Annotated in this window: 13 protein-coding genes; 5 read left to right on the top strand and 8 right to left on the bottom strand. The window is 73.5% G+C overall.

Annotated elements, in window-relative coordinates; translation table 11 throughout:
- Window positions 1-12: 12 nt before the first annotated feature.
- Genes AB0F11_RS03235 through AB0F11_RS03215 form a run of 5 tightly spaced genes read left to right on the top strand, consistent with a single transcriptional unit; the run spans window position 13 to window position 3,647 of the window.
- Window positions 13-312 (top strand): WXG100 family type VII secretion target, encoded by a 300-nt coding sequence (locus AB0F11_RS03235; protein ID WP_362167725.1) that lies wholly within the window; start codon window positions 13-15, stop codon window positions 310-312.
- Window positions 312-2,009 (top strand): RNase A-like domain-containing protein, encoded by a 1,698-nt coding sequence (locus AB0F11_RS03230; protein WP_362167722.1) that lies wholly within the window; start codon window positions 312-314, stop codon window positions 2,007-2,009. The genes AB0F11_RS03235 and AB0F11_RS03230 overlap by 1 nt, the downstream gene beginning before the upstream one ends.
- Before the next feature lie 13 nt (window positions 2,010-2,022).
- Window positions 2,023-2,679, top strand: coding sequence for a hypothetical protein (locus AB0F11_RS03225; RefSeq protein WP_362167719.1), 657 nt, complete (start codon window positions 2,023-2,025; stop codon window positions 2,677-2,679).
- The gene (locus AB0F11_RS03220) at window positions 2,676-3,002 is read left to right on the top strand and encodes an RNase A-like domain-containing protein (RefSeq protein ID WP_362167716.1); all 327 of its coding nucleotides are present in this window, start codon (window positions 2,676-2,678) and stop codon (window positions 3,000-3,002) included. The genes AB0F11_RS03225 and AB0F11_RS03220 overlap by 4 nt, the downstream gene beginning before the upstream one ends.
- A 9-nt stretch (window positions 3,003-3,011) precedes the next feature.
- Entirely contained in the window at window positions 3,012-3,647 is a 636-nt protein-coding gene (locus AB0F11_RS03215) for a contact-dependent growth inhibition system immunity protein (RefSeq protein ID WP_362167714.1), read from the top strand.
- 30 nt (window positions 3,648-3,677) lie between these two features.
- Here AB0F11_RS03215 and AB0F11_RS03210 read toward each other — a convergent pair whose 3' ends face one another.
- The 8 genes from AB0F11_RS03210 to AB0F11_RS03175 all read right to left on the bottom strand — a co-directional run bounded on the left by AB0F11_RS03210 (window position 3,678) and on the right by AB0F11_RS03175 (window position 16,373).
- A complete protein-coding gene (locus AB0F11_RS03210; RefSeq protein WP_362167712.1) occupies window positions 3,678-4,898 on the bottom strand; it encodes an FAD-dependent oxidoreductase in 1,221 nt (406 codons plus the stop codon).
- Complete coding sequence (locus tag AB0F11_RS03205) at window positions 4,895-6,316, bottom strand: FAD-dependent oxidoreductase (protein WP_362167710.1); 1,422 nt, start codon at window positions 6,314-6,316, stop codon at window positions 4,895-4,897. Before AB0F11_RS03205 ends, AB0F11_RS03210 begins: the two co-directional genes overlap by 4 nt.
- Window positions 6,313-8,532 (bottom strand): molybdopterin oxidoreductase family protein, encoded by a 2,220-nt coding sequence (locus AB0F11_RS03200; protein WP_362167708.1) that lies wholly within the window; start codon window positions 8,530-8,532, stop codon window positions 6,313-6,315. The genes AB0F11_RS03205 and AB0F11_RS03200 overlap by 4 nt, the downstream gene beginning before the upstream one ends.
- Window positions 8,525-9,940: an MFS transporter gene (locus AB0F11_RS03195; protein WP_362167706.1), complete on the bottom strand. Its 1,416-nt coding sequence runs from the start codon at window positions 9,938-9,940 to the stop codon at window positions 8,525-8,527. The genes AB0F11_RS03200 and AB0F11_RS03195 overlap by 8 nt, the downstream gene beginning before the upstream one ends.
- 73 nt (window positions 9,941-10,013) lie before the next feature.
- Window positions 10,014-11,516, bottom strand: coding sequence for a lyase family protein (locus AB0F11_RS03190; protein WP_362167703.1), 1,503 nt, complete (start codon window positions 11,514-11,516; stop codon window positions 10,014-10,016).
- The gene (locus AB0F11_RS03185) at window positions 11,513-13,525 is read right to left on the bottom strand and encodes an FAD/NAD(P)-binding protein (protein WP_362167701.1); all 2,013 of its coding nucleotides are present in this window, start codon (window positions 13,523-13,525) and stop codon (window positions 11,513-11,515) included. The genes AB0F11_RS03190 and AB0F11_RS03185 overlap by 4 nt, the downstream gene beginning before the upstream one ends.
- Window positions 13,525-14,772, bottom strand: a complete 1,248-nt coding sequence (locus AB0F11_RS03180) for an FAD-dependent monooxygenase (RefSeq protein WP_362167699.1) — start codon at window positions 14,770-14,772, stop codon at window positions 13,525-13,527. The genes AB0F11_RS03185 and AB0F11_RS03180 overlap by 1 nt, the downstream gene beginning before the upstream one ends.
- Window positions 14,772-16,373, bottom strand: coding sequence for an AMP-binding protein (locus AB0F11_RS03175; protein ID WP_362167697.1), 1,602 nt, complete (start codon window positions 16,371-16,373; stop codon window positions 14,772-14,774). Before AB0F11_RS03175 ends, AB0F11_RS03180 begins: the two co-directional genes overlap by 1 nt.
- Window positions 16,374-16,407 lie beyond the last annotated feature (34 nt).

The raw sequence follows: 16,407 nt of genomic DNA, 5'->3' as shown, positions 1-16,407 counted from the left end.
AGGACGACGCTCGTGTCCGGTGACCACATAGGGGTCAGCTTCGGCACTCTCCAAGGGCTTGCCGGGGAGCTGGAGGAGATCCTCAAGGAGCTCAACGAGGGGCTCGAAACGCTTTACCAGCGCACCGAGAAGGTGGTGCTCGGCTGGGAGGGACAGGCGCGCGACACGTTCGTGGACGAACTCGACCGGTGGGACCGCCAGATGCAGGACCTCCAGGCGGCCCAGAAGTGGCTCCACGAGGTCGTCACCACCGGCCAGACCAACTACGGCGCTGCCCACCGGGCGGTCCTGCGCGGATGGGGGGCCGCCTGATGGCCGGCCCTTCGGCGCCCGCCCAGGGCGGCGGTTTCGACGTCACGCCGACACAGCTCAACGGGGTCGCCGGGAACGTGGTCCTGCAGCAGGGCATGCTGCACAAGGCGGCGAACGACTTCCTCCTCGAACTCATGAAGTACATGGACTGCGGGGGGTACGGAACTGCCGCGCAGGCGGTGTCCACCGCGTACGTGAAGGTGGGGAATCGTTTCCTCGAAGTGTGGGCCAGGAGCGTCGCCAGCGTCGGCGGCGTAGCGGTCGGATTCGTCACGACGGCGAACAACTACTCCCGCGCCGAGGCCGCCAGCCACCCGTCGGGCACCGCGCAGCCCGTCCAGTTCCCCGTACCCAAGGTCATCGACTCGCCCCCGAAGTACCAGCAGATCACCGATCTGCGCTGGGGCGACATGGACGACTACAGCAGCAACCTCATCTCCTGGCTGCTGGAGGGCGTGCCCGACTGGGCGATGGACATCGTGCGGCAGCTGCTGCACCACGTCGCCCGCTGGGGCAAGGCCGCCGACATCCTGCCCCTTCCCGACTACCTGGAGATAGACAAGATCGCCCTGGCCTGGCTGCAGCCCGGGTTCGCGGTCACCCAGGTGGACAGCGCCCTGACCGGCGCGGTCGGCTCCGTCTCGGACCCGAACAACGGCGAGTGGCAGGCCGCGATGCGCCAGTTCGTGAGCTCCCTGTGGGGCACCACCGCCTGGGGCACCTCGACCGCGGGCTACCAGTGGAAGCACGACACCGCGGGCGGCCAGGGCACGGGCAGCCATCCCGTCATGAGCGTGCTCTTCGACACCACGCAGGAAGTCAGCAAGGCGATGCGCGCCTTCGCCGAGTCCGCCGAGAAGATGCGCAACGAGATCTGGCGGATCTACAAGAAGGCCATCCTCGACGCCATCTCCGATCTCAAGCACATCGACCTCGACGATGTGAAGAGCGTGGGCAAGAAGCTGCTCGGGATCGGCAAGGAAGTGGCCCTCAACATCACGCTGAAGATCGACACGGCCGCGATGAACCGGGCCGTGTCGGTGTACGAGGGCGAACTGCGCGGCGTGGAGAGTCGGCTCAACGCGCTGCTGCCGGCCCTGGACGAGGCGTACCGGAGCGCGCCGACGTACAAGTCGGAGGAGGCGCGGGCGCAGGCGTTCGGTGCGCGGTCGCTCAACGACTTCAAGCCGGAGCACCGCTACACCATTCCGGGCAAGGACCCGGACAACATGTTCTACCCGCTGGACCTGGCCAACCAGGAAGGCCTCTACGACAGCCACCCCATCGACAAGCACGTCGGCCTCACCGACGACCAGCTCAGGATGCGCCTGCGCGACCAGCCGGGTGTGCCCGCCGCTTCGTCCTTCAAGGACCTCGCCTCCGCCCAGCGGTACACGGAGGCGGCGCTCGAGGACATCGACAACGCGGACCGCATCGCCAAGTGGATCGACAGCGTCGAGAAGAAGAAGCAGAACGTTCCGGGCTACGATCCGAACAAATCGGAGATCCAGCCGCCGGTTTATCTGGAATTCCCCAACGAGACGACCGGGCGCAGTGTTTCGCGGGACGACTATGATACGGACGGGATGAACGCCAAGGCCACGGACAAGAACTGGGTCCAGGTGCGGCTCATCTACAAGGACGGCCTGCACCCGCCGTTCATCGTGCTCACTGCGATGCCGCACAAGGGACCCTAGGAAGGTGGAGTACGTGCAGAAACCCCCCGTGGCGCTGTTCAGCGGCGGCCCGGTGGTCCGGCTCGTCGATCTCGCCCTGTCGGTCCAGGGCTCGGACGGGAAGCTCTCCCTGGACGACGAGCTCAGGCGGTACGTCCGGGTGGTCGGAAAGAACCGGACCGCGGATTGGAACTGCCCGGTCCGCGTCGCGGCGGCCCTGCTGGAGCTGGCCGGCGATTTCGTCGCGGGGCCAGAAGGGCTCGCGGTCTGTCCGCCGGAATTCAGGGGGAAAGTGGCGCGCGCCGCGGACGGAATGGACCCCGCGGAATACCTGCGCATGCTCGCCGAGCTGCTGCGCATCATCGACCGTGAACCGGCACCCGAGTACGAAGAGCTCGCCATGGCCGGCTGGGAATTCCTGCAGACATTCCCCCACCTTTTCGGATTCGACGCCATCCTCATGGACGAGGGCGCGGCCTCGGGCCTCTCGCAGGCCGTCCTGACCGCCGTGACCAACGAGCACCCCTACTGCCGCGACCTGGCCGCGGCCTACACCACGGAGGCGCAGCGCGCCCTCGTCCTCTTCCCCGGTGAGCGCTGTCTCGCGGACCGCCTCGTGTGGGCGACCCGCACGGGCCTGCGCGAGATCATCGACACCCTCGACGACCACATGCAGCGAGAGCACTCATGACCCCTGCCGAGAGCGCGGCTCCCGCCCCGAACCGTGCCGCCACCTACCCCGACCGCGAGACGGCGCAGTGGGCCACCCAGCAGGTCGTCACCCGCAACGAGCAGGTGATCCACCGCTGGCTGGCGCAGTCCACCCGGCAGCGCCTCACCATCGAGGCCTCCTGGCCCTCGCGGCCCGAGCCCGTGGGCCGCGTGCTGCTCCAGGCGATGATGCTGGCCGGCCGGGAGCCCGTCGAGGTGCATGCCGCCCGCGTCGTACTGAAGCGGAATCCGGCGAGCCCGCACGGCTTCAGCGTCCATGGCACGTTCCCGATCTATCTCTAGAGGCAGCCCGTGTCCCTCAAGCCCCTCGAGTACGACCAGAAGTACGGCGAACTCGACCAGGTGATCCGCGCGTACGTGGGCCGCACCGCCGACGACGAGGAGGCCCTCACCGCCTACCTCCGCCACTGCTGGCGCACCCGCCCCTGGGCCATCGCCATCGCCGAACACCAGCTGCGCACGTACGCGCAGAACCCGCCGGGCCGGCTCCGGCTGCGCCTCGGCGAGTTCTATCCGGTGCCCGACGTCGGCCTGCCCGATGCGGAGATCCAGGACTGGCTGCGGACGCTGGCCGACCGGCTCAGGGAGAGCATCGAGACGGGCACGGCCCCGTCGCCCGCCACCCCGCAGACCCACTGGGAGTGGCAGGCGCGCTTCCCCGAACTCGGGCAGCTGCTCGGGGGCTGGTTCTCGCAGGACATGCCGGACGAGTTCGAGGACCACGACGCGGCCCTGCAGGACTACCTGGACGGCACGGACGCGGGCCTGGTGGCCCAGCTCAGCGGAGAGCTGCACGACCTGCTGACCCTGCCGCTGGACGAGTCGGACTACGCGCTCGCCCTCGCCGAACTGGGGATGGAGGTGGACCCGCCCGTGCCGTACGGCCCCGGGGCGTGGCTCGCCGAACTGGCCGCCCGGCTGCGCTGACCGCCCGGCGCTCCCCGGCGCGGCCCGCCGTCAGGCGGCCGGGGCCGGGGCTGCGAGGAGGTGGTGGGCCGCGGGCGGGAGGGGGTGGCCCACGAAGGGGTGGAGAGTGGCGTAGGCCCGGGCGTCGCCCACCAGGATGCCGCCGAGGAGGGTGTGGGTGGGGGAGAGGACCAGCTTGGCGTAGGTGCCCGCGGAGGCGTCCAGGCGGGTGAGGGCCATCGAGCCCTCCGTGTGCGCGTGGGCGTCCCCGAAGCTGGCCACCTCCACGCCCAGGAGTTTCAGGCTGGTCGACATGTCGGGGTCGGTGAACGGTTCGGCCGGGCGGGCCGACAGCTGGCGGGCCACCGATTCCGCCATGCGGTAGCCGGGGGCCGCCAGGCCGTAGGTGCGGCCGGAGACCGCTGCGCATTCGCCGATCGCCCAGATGCGGTCGTCGGGGGTGCGGCACAGGGGGTCGGTGAGGAAGCCGCCGCGTTCGCCCGTGGGCAGGCCGGCCGGGGCGGCCAGTTCGTCGCGGGGGCGGACGCCCGCCGAGAAGACGACCACCGCCGCCTCCAGGGCCGTGCCGTCGGCCAGGGCCACCGCCGAGGCCCGGCCGTCGGGGCCCGCCTGGACCGATGCGGTCGCGACCCCGCAGTGGACGTGCAGCCCGCGCTCCTCCACGCGCCGGCCGAGGACGCCCCCGCCGGCCGCGTCCACCTGCAACGGCATCAGCCGCGGGGCGAGCTCCACCACGTGCGGCTCCATGCCGAGCAGGCGCAGCGCGTTCGCGGCCTCCAGGCCGAGCAGCCCGCCGCCGATGACCACGCCCGGGCGGCCCGGTACGGCCGCCCCGCGGATCGCGTCGAGGTCGGTGAGGGAGCGGTACACGAAGCAGCCGGGCAGGTCGTGGCCCGGCACCGGCGGGATGAACGGCTTCGATCCGGTGGCCAGGACGAGGGCGTCGTAGCGGATCGCTTCCCCGGTCGTGGTGGTCACGGTGCGGGTGTCGCGGTCCACGGCCGTCACCCGCGTGTTCAGGCGCAGGTCGACCATGGGGTCCGCGTCCGCGTCCGCGTCCGGTCCGGACAGGGCCAGGTCGGCGGCGCTGCGGCCGTCGAGGTACGAGGAGAGCGCGACCCGGTCGTAGGCGGGGTGCGGCTCCTCCGCGAGGACCACCACCCGCCAGGAGCCGGCCGTGTCGAGGGAGCGGAGCTCCGATACCAGGCGGTGGCCGGCCATCCCGTGGCCCGCGACGACGAGCGTCTTCACGACTGCGTGCTCCCTTCGGTTCGGGCGGGGGCGCCGCACAGGGCGCGGACGGCGCCCGTGCAGCCGCCGCAGCCGGTGGTGGCACGGGTGGCCGCGGCGACCGCGGCCACGTCGGCGGCGCCGGTGCGGCAGGCCTCGGTGATGGCGTGCTTGGTGACGTTGTTGCAGCGGCAGACGACGGCGTCGTCGGGCAGCTCGCCGGCGCCCGGCCCGGCCGGTGCGATGCCGAGCAGGAACTCCAGCCGCCCGGCGGGCACCGGGAGGTCGCGCTCGTGGAGCCGGGTCACGGCGGCGATCGCCTTCGGCATCCCCAGCAGGACCGCGTCGGTGATGCGCTGCCCGTGCAGCGTCAGCCGGGCGTAGCGCCCGCCCGCCGGGTCGCAGAAGGTGACCACCTCGCCGCCGGGCGCGTCCTGCGCCGGCCCGGGGGAGGCCCCGGCGCGGCCGAGGCGGACCAGGTCGATGCCGGGGACCCGCAGCCTGGTCACCCGGCGGGTGCCGTGGTGCTCCCCGCCGGCCCCGGTGAGCTGTCGGGCCAGGGACTCCGCCTGCTCCCAAACGGGTTCGAGGTGCCCGGCCGCGTCGCCGGGGTGCTCGGCGCAGTCGCCGAGGGCGTGGACGTGCGGGTCGGTGGTGCGCAGGGAGCCGTCGACGAGGATGCCGGTGCGGACGGCGAGCCCGGCCCGCCGGGCGAGCCCGGTCTCGGGCACGGCCCCGGTGCACAGCAGCAGGGTGTCGGCGGCGAGCACGGTGCCGTCGTCCAGGGTGAGCTTTCCGGAGCAGTACCCGGCCGCCTCGCGGTCCGCGTGGAGCTCGATGCCCAGGCCGGTCAGGCGCCGGGCGAGCAGCTCCCCCGCGGCCGCGTCCAGGTGCCGGCGCAGCGGGTGCGGCCCGCGGTGGACGAGGGCCACCTCGTGGTCGGCCCGGCGCAGGGCGGCGGCCGCCTCCACCCCGAGCAGCCCGCCGCCCAGTACGACGGTGCGGCGTGCGTCGGGCGCGGTCCGGCGCAGGTGTTCGGCGTCGGCGAGGGTGCGCAGGGCCACGACCCCGTCGGCGGGGCCGAGCCCGGCGGCCCCGGGGAGGCGCGGCAGGGCCGGGCGGGAGCCGGTGGCCAGGACGAGGGTGTCGTAGCGGTGCACGGAGCCGTCGGCGGTGTGGGCGAGGCGCCGGGCGCGGTCGATGCGGGTGACGGCGGTGCCGGTGTGCAGCCGCACGCCCGCCGGGAGTTCGGGCAGGGCGAGGGCTCCGGCCGGCAGGGTGCCGTCCAGGACGGAGGTCAGCAGCGTGCGGTGGTACGGGGTCTGCGGCTCGGCGGCGAGCAGCGTGATCGGGCCCCGGTGGCCGTGGTGGTGCAGCCGCTCCGCGAACCGGTGCGCAGCGGCGCCGCCGCCGACGACCAGCACCTCGCCCGCGCTCACCGCCCGGCTCCCTCGAACGCCCCGGTCACCACAGCGGCGTCCACCGCCTCCACCGGCTCGACCCGTACCGCGCACACCTTGAACTCCGGCATCCGGCTGCGCGGGTCCAGCGCCGCCGAGGTGATCAGGTTGGCCCGCCCGGCCGCCGCGAAGTGGAAGGGCAGGAACACCGTGTCCGTGCGCAGCGAGTCGACGAGCCGGACCCGCGCGACCGTGCTGCCGCGGGCCGAGGTCACCCGGGCGGCGGCCCCCTCGGCCAGCCCCAGCCGGCCCGCCGTGTCGGGGTGGACCTCCACGTGGGCCTCGGGCGCGGCCGCGGCCAGCTCGGGGACGCGCCGGGTCTGGGCGCCGGACTGGTACTGGGCCAGCACCCGGCCCGTGGTGGCGTACAGCGGGAACCGTTCGTCCGGGGTCTCGGCGGCGTCGCGGTGCTCGACCTCGGCGAAGCGGGCGAGCCCGTCGGGGTGTGCGAAGGCGTCGAGGAAGAGCCGCGGCGTGCCGGGGTGCGGGGCGGCGTCCTCGGGGGCCGCGGGGCAGGGCCAGTGCAGGGCCTCGCCGGCGTCGAGGCGCTCGTAGCTGATGCCGGAGTAGTCGGCGCGCCCGCCGCGCGAGGCCCGGCGCAGCTCCTCGAAGACCTCGCGGGGCGCGACGGGGAAGCGGCCGGGGTCCTGGCCGAGGCGGACCGCGAGCCCGCGGAGCACCTCGAGGTCGCTGCGGGCCGCGCCGGGCGGGGCCAGCAGCCGGCGGCGGCGCAGCACCCGGCCCTCCAGGTTGGTCATGGTGCCCTCCTCCTCCGCCCACTGGGTGACGGGCAGGACGACGTCGGCGAGCTCGGCCGTCTCCGAGGGCACGAAGTCGGCGACGACCAGCAGGTCGAGGGAGGCCAGCCGGGCTCCGATCCGGTCGGCGCGCGGGGCGGAGACCACCGGGTTGGAGCCGAAGACGAGCAGGGCGCGCGGCCCGCCGTCCGTGCCGAGGGCGTCGAGGAGTTCGTACGCGCTGCGGCCGGGGCCGGGCAGGGAGTCGGGCTCCACGCCCCACACGGCGGCGACGTGTTCGCGCGCGGCGGGGTCGGTGAGCATCCGGTAGCCGGGCAGCTGGTCGGCCTTCTGGCCGTGCTCGCGGCCGCCCTGGCCGTTGCCCTGGCCGGTGAGGCAGCCGTAGCCGCTGCCCTCGCGGCCGGGCAGGCCGAGGGCGAGGGCGAGGTTGATGAACGCGGCGACGGTGTCGGTGCCCTTGCTGTGCTGTTCGGCGCCGCGCCCGGTCAGGACGTACGCGCGCCGGGCGCCGGCGAGCAGCCGGACGGCCTCGCGCATGTCGGCGACGGGGACGCCGGTGACCCGTTCGACGCGCTCGGGCCACCAGGCGGCGGCGCGCCGCCAGGCGGTGTCGAAGCCGGTGGTGCGCTGCTCCACGTACTCCCGGTCGGTGTGGCCCTCGGTGACGGCGAGGTGCAGCAGGCCGAGGGCGAGCGCGAGGTCGGTGCCGGGCGTCGGCTGCAGGTGCAGGGCGGCGGTCTCGGCGGTGGGGGTGCGGCGCGGGTCGATGACGATGAGGGAGGCGGGGGCGAGGTGGCGCATCAGCGGCGGCATCGTCTCGGCGGGGTTGGCGCCGGCGAGCAGGACGACGTCGGCGTTCGCGAGGTCGGTGACGGGGAAGGGCAGGCCGCGGTCGAGGCCGAAGGCGGCGGAGCCGGCGGCGGCCGCCGAGGACATGCAGAACCGGCCGTTGTAGTCGATCTGGCTGGTGCCGAGCGCGATCCGGGCGAACTTGCCGAGCTGGTAGGCCTTTTCGTTGGTGAGGCCGCCGCCGCCGAACACGCCGACCGCGTCCGGGCCGTGCTCGGCGCGGATCCGCGTCAGCCGGTCGGCGATCAGGTCGAGGGCCGCGTCCCAGGTGGCGGGGGCGAGCCGGCCGTCGGCGCCGCGGACCAGGGGCTGTGTGAGCCTGCCGGGGGTGTCGAGGAGGGCGGGGGCCGTCCAGCCCTTCTGGCACAGGCCGCCCTGGTTCACCGGGAACTGCGTGGGGGCGACGGTGGTACGGCCTTCGGCGTGGGTGAGGCGGGTGCCGCACTGGAGGGCGCAGTAGGGGCAGTGGGTGGTGGCCTCGGCGAGTGCGGAGGCTGTGGCGGGTGCGGTGAGGGCGGCGAGAGCGGCGGGTGCGGTGACAGTGGTGGCTGCGGAGGCAGTTGCGGCTGCTGTGACGGTCTCAGACACGGGAGGCCTCCGTCCGGGCCGCAGCGGCAGGGTCACCGGCGTAGCCGGCAGCCGGCTCCGCGGCCGCCGCGGCGGGTCTGCGCCGCAGGTAGACCGCCCAGGTGACCAGGACGCACACCACGTAGAAGCCGAGGAAGGCGAGGAAGGCGGGCTCGCCGGACTTCACGGGCCCGCTGTAGGCGCTGCGGAAGACCAGGTTGATGCCGACCCCGCCGAGGGCGCCGACCGCGCCGGCGATGCCGATGACCGCGCCGGAGAGCCGGCGGGCCCGGGCGAAGGCCTCCTGCGCGTCGCGGCCGGAGGTGACCGCGTCCTGGGCCTGCCGGGCGAAGACCGCCGGGATCATCTTGTACGTCGAGCCGTTGCCTATGCCGGTCAGCACGAACAGCGCGGTGAAGCCGCCGACGAACAGCCCGTACGAGCCCTGCGCGGAGGCCAGCAGCAGCACACCGGTGCCGGCGGCCATCGCGCAGAAGGCGGCGAGGGTGACGCGGGCGCCGCCCCACCGGTCGGAGAGCAGGCCGCCCACCGGCCGGAACAGCGAGCCGAGCAGCGGGCCGAGGAAGGTGTACGAGGCGGACTGGAGCGGGGTGGCGCCGAACTGGCTCTGCAGGACCAGCCCGAAGGCGAAGCCGTAGCCGATGAACGAGCCGAACGTGCCGACGTAGAGGAGGGAGATGACCCAGGTGTGCGGATTGCGGGCGGCCTCGCGCTGCGCGCCGGGTGCGCTGCGCACGGCGGCGAAGTTGTCCATCTTCCAGGCGGCGAGGAGGGAGGCGAGCACGATCAGCGGGAGGTAGGCGCCGACGACGTACGCGGGATGGGTGCTGCCGGCGGTGGCGATGACGAGCAGGCCGACCAGCTGGATCGCGGCGACGCCGAGGTTGCCGCCGCCCGCGTTGAGGCCGAGGGCCCAGCCCTGCAGGCGCTGCGGGAACAGGGCGGTGATGTTGGTCATCGAGGAGGCGAAGTTGCCGCCGCCGACTCCGCCGAGCGCGCCGATCACCAGGAAGACCCACAGCTCGGTGCCGGGTTGCTGGACGAACCAGAAGGCGGCGAGGGCGGGGACGAGCAGGACGGACGAGGCGAACACGGTCCAGTTGCGGCCGCCGAAGCGGGTCACCGCGTAGCTGTAGGGCAGGCGCAGGGCCGCGCCGACGAGCGTGGGGACGACGACGAGGAGGAACTTCTCGGCGGGGGTGAAGCCGAGGCCGATCGCCGGGGACATGAAGAGCACCAGGACGGACCACATGCTCCACACCGAGAAGCCGATGTGCTCGGAGAGGACCGAGAGGATCAGGTTGCGGCGCGCGGTCCGCCTGCCGGTCCGCTGCCAGAACTCCTCGTTCTCGGGGTCCCAGTCCTCGATCCAGCGTCCGGTTGCGGGACGTGCTGCGGGCGACGTCATGGCTCCTCGGCTTTCTGTTCGATGGGCTCAACTGGCTTGAACTATACAGTTCAGTTCAGTTGAACTCAAGCGTTCAGTTTCGCAACAGCACCCCGTCCACCAGCGGTCCCGCGCCGCCGGTGTACGTGCCGGGGTCGCACAGCCTCGCGAGCTCCCCCGCACTCCAGAGACCCTTCAGCCCCGGGTGTTCGGCGAGGAGTTGGGGCAGTGGCCTGCCGCTCGCCTCGGCCGCCGCGGAGACCTCCGTCAGCAGCTGCTTCGCCTGAGCCTTGCCCAACGCAGGAGCCAGCACCGCCGCGATTCGTTCCGAAACGACCTGGCTGCCGGTCAGCAGCAGGTTCGCCCGCATCCGTTCGGGCCGGGCGGTGAGCCCCTCGGCGAGCTCCACCGCGGTGTGGGCCGCGCCGCCGACGAGCCGCAGGGCCTCGCGCAGCAGCTGCCACTCGGCGTGCCAGGCCCCGGCCGAGCGCTCGTCCTCCGAGACCAGGCACTGCACCAGCCCGGTGGCCAGGGCAGGCACCTGGAGCGCGGCGCTGCGCAGCAGCGTGCTCAGGACCGGGTTGCGCTTGTGGGGCATGGCCGAGGAGCTGCCGCGGCCGGCCGCGGCGGGCTCGGCGACCTCGCCGACCTCGGTGCGGGACAGGTTCTGGACGTCGACGGCGACCTTCCCGAGGGCGCCGGCCGTGAAGGCGAGCGCGGCCGCCAGGTCGGCGATCGGGGTGCGCAGCGCGTGCCAGGGCAGGGCGGGGCGGGCGAGCCCGGTCTCGGCGGCGAAGGCCCCGACCAGCTCTTCGAGGTACGCGCCGGGGTCGCGGAGGCCGTCTGCGTCCTCTGCGTCGTCTGCCTCGTCTGCGCCGTGGGCGCCGCCGTCGATCCGTGCGTACTCCAGGTACCCGGCCAGGGTCCCGGCCGCCCCGCCGAGGGACACCGGCAGGCCGCCGTCCGCGACACGGGCCAGCCGCTCGTCCGCGTCGAGCACCAGCTGCCGCCAGCCCGCCGCCTTCAGGCCGAAGGTGGTGGGGACGGCCTGGAGGGCGAGGGTCCGGCCGGCCATCGCCGTGTCCCGGTGCTCCGCGGCCAGGCGGGCCAGGGCCTCGGCGGTGCGCCCCAGGTCGGCGCGGATCAGGCGCAGCGTGCGGGCGGCCACCAGCATGGCGCCGGTGTCCAGGATGTCCTGGCTGGTGGAGCCGCGGTGCACGTACTCGGCGGCCTCCGCGTCCTCGGCCGCGACCACCCGGGTCAGCGCCTGGACCAGGCCGACCACCGGGTTCGCGGTCTCCCGGGCGGCCAGGGCCAGTTGCCGCAGGTCCAGGTTCCCGGCGCGGGCCAGCCGGGTGATGGTCGCGGCGGCGGCCTCGGGGAGGGTGCCGAGCCCGGCCTGCGCGCGGGCCAGGGCGGCCTCGGCGTCGAGCATCGCCTGCAGCCAGGCCAGGTCCGAGACGGCCTCCTCGGCGGGGGTGCCGGCCCGTACCGGCGAGAGCAGTCCCGCGTCGGCGAGCGGCCCGTAGGCCCCGTACGCCCCGTTCGCTTCGTGGGTCCCCTGCGCCCCATGCCTCGCGGTGTCGGCGGCGCTCATACCAGCACGCCCGTCAGGTCGGTCTCGGCCGGCAGCGGCGCCACACCGGCCGGGACGACCGAGGCGGGCCCCAGGGCCAGCACCGAGCGGGCGATGGCGTCGGAGTCGCCGAGGGTGACCGAGTCGACGCCCGGGCGGATGCCGGCCGCGGTGACCCAGTGCACGGACTCGGTGGGGATCCCGTACGCGAACCGGCGCGGGTGGGCCCGGCCGCGCGCGTCGAGCAGCCGGTACGGGCGCTCGGTGACCGCCAGGCCGCCGGACTCGTACGAGGTGCCGCCGGGGCCGGAGATCCGGTAGGTGGTGCACTGCTCGGTGTCGAGGAGGTGGCGCAGCAGCGGGTCGTCGGTGCGCCGCAGGTCGGGCTCGGGCAGCCGGGCCTCGATCAGCACGGTGGAGCGGACCGCGGGGCCGGGCACCGTACGGGACCGGGCGATGAAGGTGGCCCGGTCGCCGGCGGCCGTGTCGACGCGGATCTCGGTCCCGGGACCGGTCAGGACGAGCACCCCGGCCTCGATCAGGGCGATCATCTCCTCGATGCGGGAGGCCGGCGGGCCGATGGAGAGGAAGGCGTTGAGCGGCGTGTACCAGCCTTCGAGGTCGTCGCGGTGGGAGTCGCCGTCGAGGCCGCCGTGGTCGACGGCGAGGCGGATCTCGTTGCGCAGGTCGCGCATGACGTCCAGGGCCGCCTTGAGCGGGCCGCTGAGGTTGCCGGCCCTGGCCTCCTTGACGTCCTGCTCCAGGTACGCGACCAGCCAGGCCTGGAAGTCCTCGCGGTCGGCGAAGACGCGGTCGCCGTACGGGCGGGAGAGCGCCTGCCAGTCCCAGCGCAGCTCCTCGCCGATGCCGTAGACGTCCAGCAGGGAGAGCCGGTCGGCCTCGTGCTCACGGGAGAGGTAGCGGGTGGTGAACTCCTCGCGCTCGTCGCCGCGGCCGAGGCTCTGCAGGAGGGTGCCGTAGTAGACGCTCTCGGTCTCGCGGGAGATCAGCGGCCACAGGTCTTCGCTGAAGCTGATGCCCTCGCCGCCCTCGGAGCGCTCGCGCATCCCGGCGATGGCCTCGGGGGTGAGCAGGCGCGGCAGGTAGCGGCCGTAGGCGCCCTTCTCGTTCTCGCCGCGGGCGTGGTACGGGATGCCGCGGCGCGAGCTGGCGTACAGCTTCGGCTCGTTGCCGGAGGGCCGGTAGACGAGGCGGCCGTCCTCGCCGCGGTCGAAGGTGCCGCCGCGGCCGGCGGTGAAGAGCGCCATGTGGTCGAAGAAGTTCAGGCCGAGGCCGCGCAGGAGCACGTTCTCGCCGGGCTTGACGGTGTGGAGGTCGAGGTCGGCGGGGTTGGCGGGGGTGATGTAGGTGAGGTGGTGGATGCGGGCGATGCTCGCGGTCTTCGCCTCGCGGGGGGTCAGCCGCGCCGGGACGTGGCCCTGGGCCATGACGATCGCGTCCAGGTTGTTCAGGCGGGTGCCGTTCTCCAGGCGGATGCCCTGCCGGCCGCCCGGGGCGCCCTGGGTGTCGGCCATGGCCACGGCGCGGGAGCGGTGGACCTCGATGGTGACGTGGGCGGGGGCGTTCGCGACGACGTGCTCGAAGGTGGCGCGCAGGTAGCTGCCGTAGAAGGCGCGGGTCGGGTAGGTGTTCGGGCCGAGGCGGCGGGCCTCGGCGGTGGTGGCCTCGTCCGCGGCGCCGAGGGCGGCGACCTCCTGGGCCCACTCGTACAGGCTCGGGCCGGGCTCGATGGGGCCCTCGGTGCGGACGCTGTCGTCGGTGAAGACGGTGATCTGGGAGGCCACCGTGTTCATCAGCAGGTGCTGGGACTGGTCTGAGCGCCAGACCTGGCCGGCGCCCGGCGCCGAGGGGTCGACCACGTGGACGGTGACCGAGGCGTGGGAGGGGCTGTGGCGCTCGTTGGCGCACAGCCGCTCCAGGACGGAGAGGCCGCGGGGGCCGGCGCCGATGATGGCGACCTGCAGGGCTGAGGCGGTGGTGGCGGGGGCGGTCGCGATGGCGGTGTTCATCACTTCTCTCCGTTCGGGGCGGTGGCGACGGTGGCGGCGGTGGCGGTGGCGGCAACGGGGGCCGTGCGGTCGGCGTCCGTGGTGCGGTGGCCGTGCATCCAGGCGACGTAGTCGTGGAGCTCGTCGCGGGTGAAGCCCTTCAGCACGGCGTTGCGGTCCGTGGCCGCGGCGCCGGAGGTGTGCCAGAGCTTGATGGACTCACGGGCCAGGAGCTGGATCCGGCCGGTCCGCTCGCGCCGTTCGGCGCTGAACTTCTCGAAGCGCTGGGGCAGTTCGTCGCTGCGGCAGTCGAGGAGGTCGCCGAGGACGACCGCGTCCTCCAGGCCCTGGCAGGCGCCCTGGGCGACGTAGTGGAGCATCGGGTGGGCGGCGTCGCCGAGCAGGGCGACCCGGCCGTCGGTCCAGGTGTCGACCGGGTCGCGGTCGACCAGGACCCAGGACTTCCAGCCCTCGCCGAGCGCGAGGAGCCGCTGCGCGTCCTCGCCGAGCGAGGCGAACTCGCGGCGGACGTCGCCCTCGGTGGCGGGGACGCCGGCGATCGCCTCGGTGGCCTTGTTGTCGCTGGAGGCGGCGAGGTTGAGGTACTTGCCGCCGGCGATCGGGTAGTGCACGAAGTGGCAGCCGGGTCCGGTCCACCAGGTGACCGAGGTCAGGTGGCGCAGCTCCTCGGGGATCTGCTCCATCGGGATCAGGGCCCGGTAGACGGTGATCCCGGAGTTGCGGGGCGCGCCGTCGCCGACGAGCTGGGCGCGGATGGCGGAGTGGATGCCGTCGGCGCCTATGAGGGCGTCGCCGGTGATCCGTTCGCCGTCCTCCAGGAGGACCGTGGCGCTCGCGGCGTCCTGCTCGTACCCGACGGCGGTGGCGGCGCTGCGCAGTTCGATGGTCTCGACGGCCCGGCAGGCCTCCAGCAGCTTGGTGTGGAGCTCGGCGCGGTGGACGACGGCGTACGGGTTGCCGAAGCGCTCGCGGTAGTGCTCGGTCAGGTCGAGGCTGGTGACGTGCTCGCCGGTGACCCCGTCCATGAAGCGCAGCTCGTCCATCTGCACCGCGGTGGAGCGGACGGCCTCGCCGAGTCCGAGGCGGTCGAGGGCGTGCAGGCCGTTGGGGGCGAGCTGGATGCCCGCGCCGATCTCGGCGAACTGGGGGGCGCGCTCCAGGACGAGGACCTCGTGGCCCTGCCGGGCGACGGCCAGGGCCGCGGCCAGGCCGCCGATTCCGCCGCCGACGATGATGAGCTTCGACATCAGACCTTCTCCTCGGTGAGCTGCGAGCCGGCGCCGGCGCTTGCGCCGGAGGCGATCAGACGGGCGAGTTCGAGACGCTTGATCTTGGTGGTGGCGGTCTGCGGCAGGTCGGACTGGCGCCACTGGACGGGGTCGGCCATCGGCGGGAGACCTGTGGTGGCGGCCTTCCAGGCGGCGGGGTCGAGGGGCTTGTCGTCCTTGGTGCAGACGACGGGGACGGCGCGGCCGGTCTCGTCGGGGATGATGATGACCTCGGCGAGCTCGTCGAGCCGGGTGAAGAGGGTGTCCTCGGCGGCGAGGGTGGATCCGAAGCCCTCGATGAGGTCGACCTCGCGGTCGAGCAGGTGCACGCAGCCCCACTTGGTGCGGTAGCCGACGTCGCCCATGCGCCACCAGCCGTCGTTGACCTGCTTGTCGTAACGTTCCTGCTCGCCGAGGTAGGTGACGATCCGCCCGTCGCTCCTGACCTCGATGAACCCGGGGTTGGTCTCGGAGACCGGCAGGCCGTTGCGGCTGACGACGCGGACGTCGGTCATGCCGGGGAAGGGCATGCCCACGCAGCGGCCGTCGGCGTCGAGGCCTCGGCGCTTGGAGAAGGAGCGGGCCACGGCGGGGCCGATCTCGCTCTGCCCGTACAGCTGGCCGAAGATCGGGGCGGTGCGCTCGGTGGCGGCCAGCAGCCGCTGCACGGTGCGCGGGTGGATGGCGTCGAAGGTGCTGCTGAACAGCTTGACGTTGGCGAGCGGCTTGCGGGGGTCGTCCGCGAGCTCCTCCCACTCCATGAAGGAGTTGGGGTGGGCCTCCAGGATGCCGGGGCGCAGTCGGGCGAAGAGGTCGGCGGCCTTCTTGGGGTCGCCGTCGGCGAGGACGGCGATCGGGTAGCCGCGGAAGAGGGAGATGGCGAGGGCGGTGATCAGGCGGGAGTGCACGAAGGAGACGTGCATCGCGATGGTCTCGCGGCCCGGGAGCAGCGGCTTCGTGATCGCGGCCTGCGGGCGGTAGCGGGCCTGGAGGGTGGCGCCGGTGTGGACGGCGAGCTTGGGGGTGCCGGTGGTGCCGGAGGTGTGCGTGATCAGGGTCGGGTGCTCGGGGGGCATGGTCACGGCCGGGACGCGGGGGGAGCCGGCGAGCGAGGCGAGCTCGGTGGCGTTGCCGTAGCTGCCGGAGGTCAGCAGGACCTGCTCGGCCTCCTCGAAGACGGAGGCGGGCAGTTCGGTCTCGAGCTTGTCCTGGTCGGTGAGCAGGTAGGGCTGGTCGGTACGGCGCACCAGCTCGGCGACGGTCTCGCCGTCGAGCTTCGGCGACAGCAGGACCGGTACGGCGCCGATGCGGACCACCGCGCAGGCCAGCAGGGTGATGTCGAAACCGTCGGACTTGTAGATCACCACGCGGCGGCTGGGGCGGACGTTCGCGGCCCAGAGCCGGGCGGCCATGTCGTCGATCAGGTCCGCGACCTCGGCCACGGTGGCCCGGCGGCCGAGGCTCGGGGCTATGTCGAGGTCGTGGTCGAGGATCACGACGTTCGCCGGGTGCTTCTTCGCGGCCCGCTCGAAGAGCGTTCCGAGGCGTATGCCCTTGTTGCCGATGCGCTGAAGAATCATCGCCTTGCCTTTCTCGCGTCACGGGGTGGTGGGG

The organism is Streptomyces sp. NPDC032472 (assembly GCF_040636955.1).
Taxonomy (GTDB): Bacteria; Actinomycetota; Actinomycetes; order Streptomycetales; family Streptomycetaceae; genus Streptomyces.
This window is presented reverse-complemented; position numbering and strand designations above follow the sequence as displayed.

Bases quoted from the DNA above. Each gene is read 5' to 3' on its own strand.
- AB0F11_RS03230 (WP_362167722.1), top strand. From the start codon at position 312: ATGGCCGGCCCTTCGGCGCCCGCCCAGGGCGGCGGTTTCGACGTCACG.
- AB0F11_RS03220 (WP_362167716.1), top strand. From the start codon at position 2,676: ATGACCCCTGCCGAGAGCGCGGCTCCCGCCCCGAACCGTGCCGCCACC.
- AB0F11_RS03195 (WP_362167706.1), bottom strand. From the start codon at position 9,940: ATGACGTCGCCCGCAGCACGTCCCGCAACCGGACGCTGGATCGAGGAC.
- AB0F11_RS03190 (WP_362167703.1), bottom strand. From the start codon at position 11,516: ATGAGCGCCGCCGACACCGCGAGGCATGGGGCGCAGGGGACCCACGAA.
- AB0F11_RS03185 (WP_362167701.1), bottom strand. From the start codon at position 13,525: ATGAACACCGCCATCGCGACCGCCCCCGCCACCACCGCCTCAGCCCTG.
- AB0F11_RS03180 (WP_362167699.1), bottom strand. From the start codon at position 14,772: ATGTCGAAGCTCATCATCGTCGGCGGCGGAATCGGCGGCCTGGCCGCG.
- AB0F11_RS03175 (WP_362167697.1), bottom strand. From the start codon at position 16,373: ATGATTCTTCAGCGCATCGGCAACAAGGGCATACGCCTCGGAACGCTC.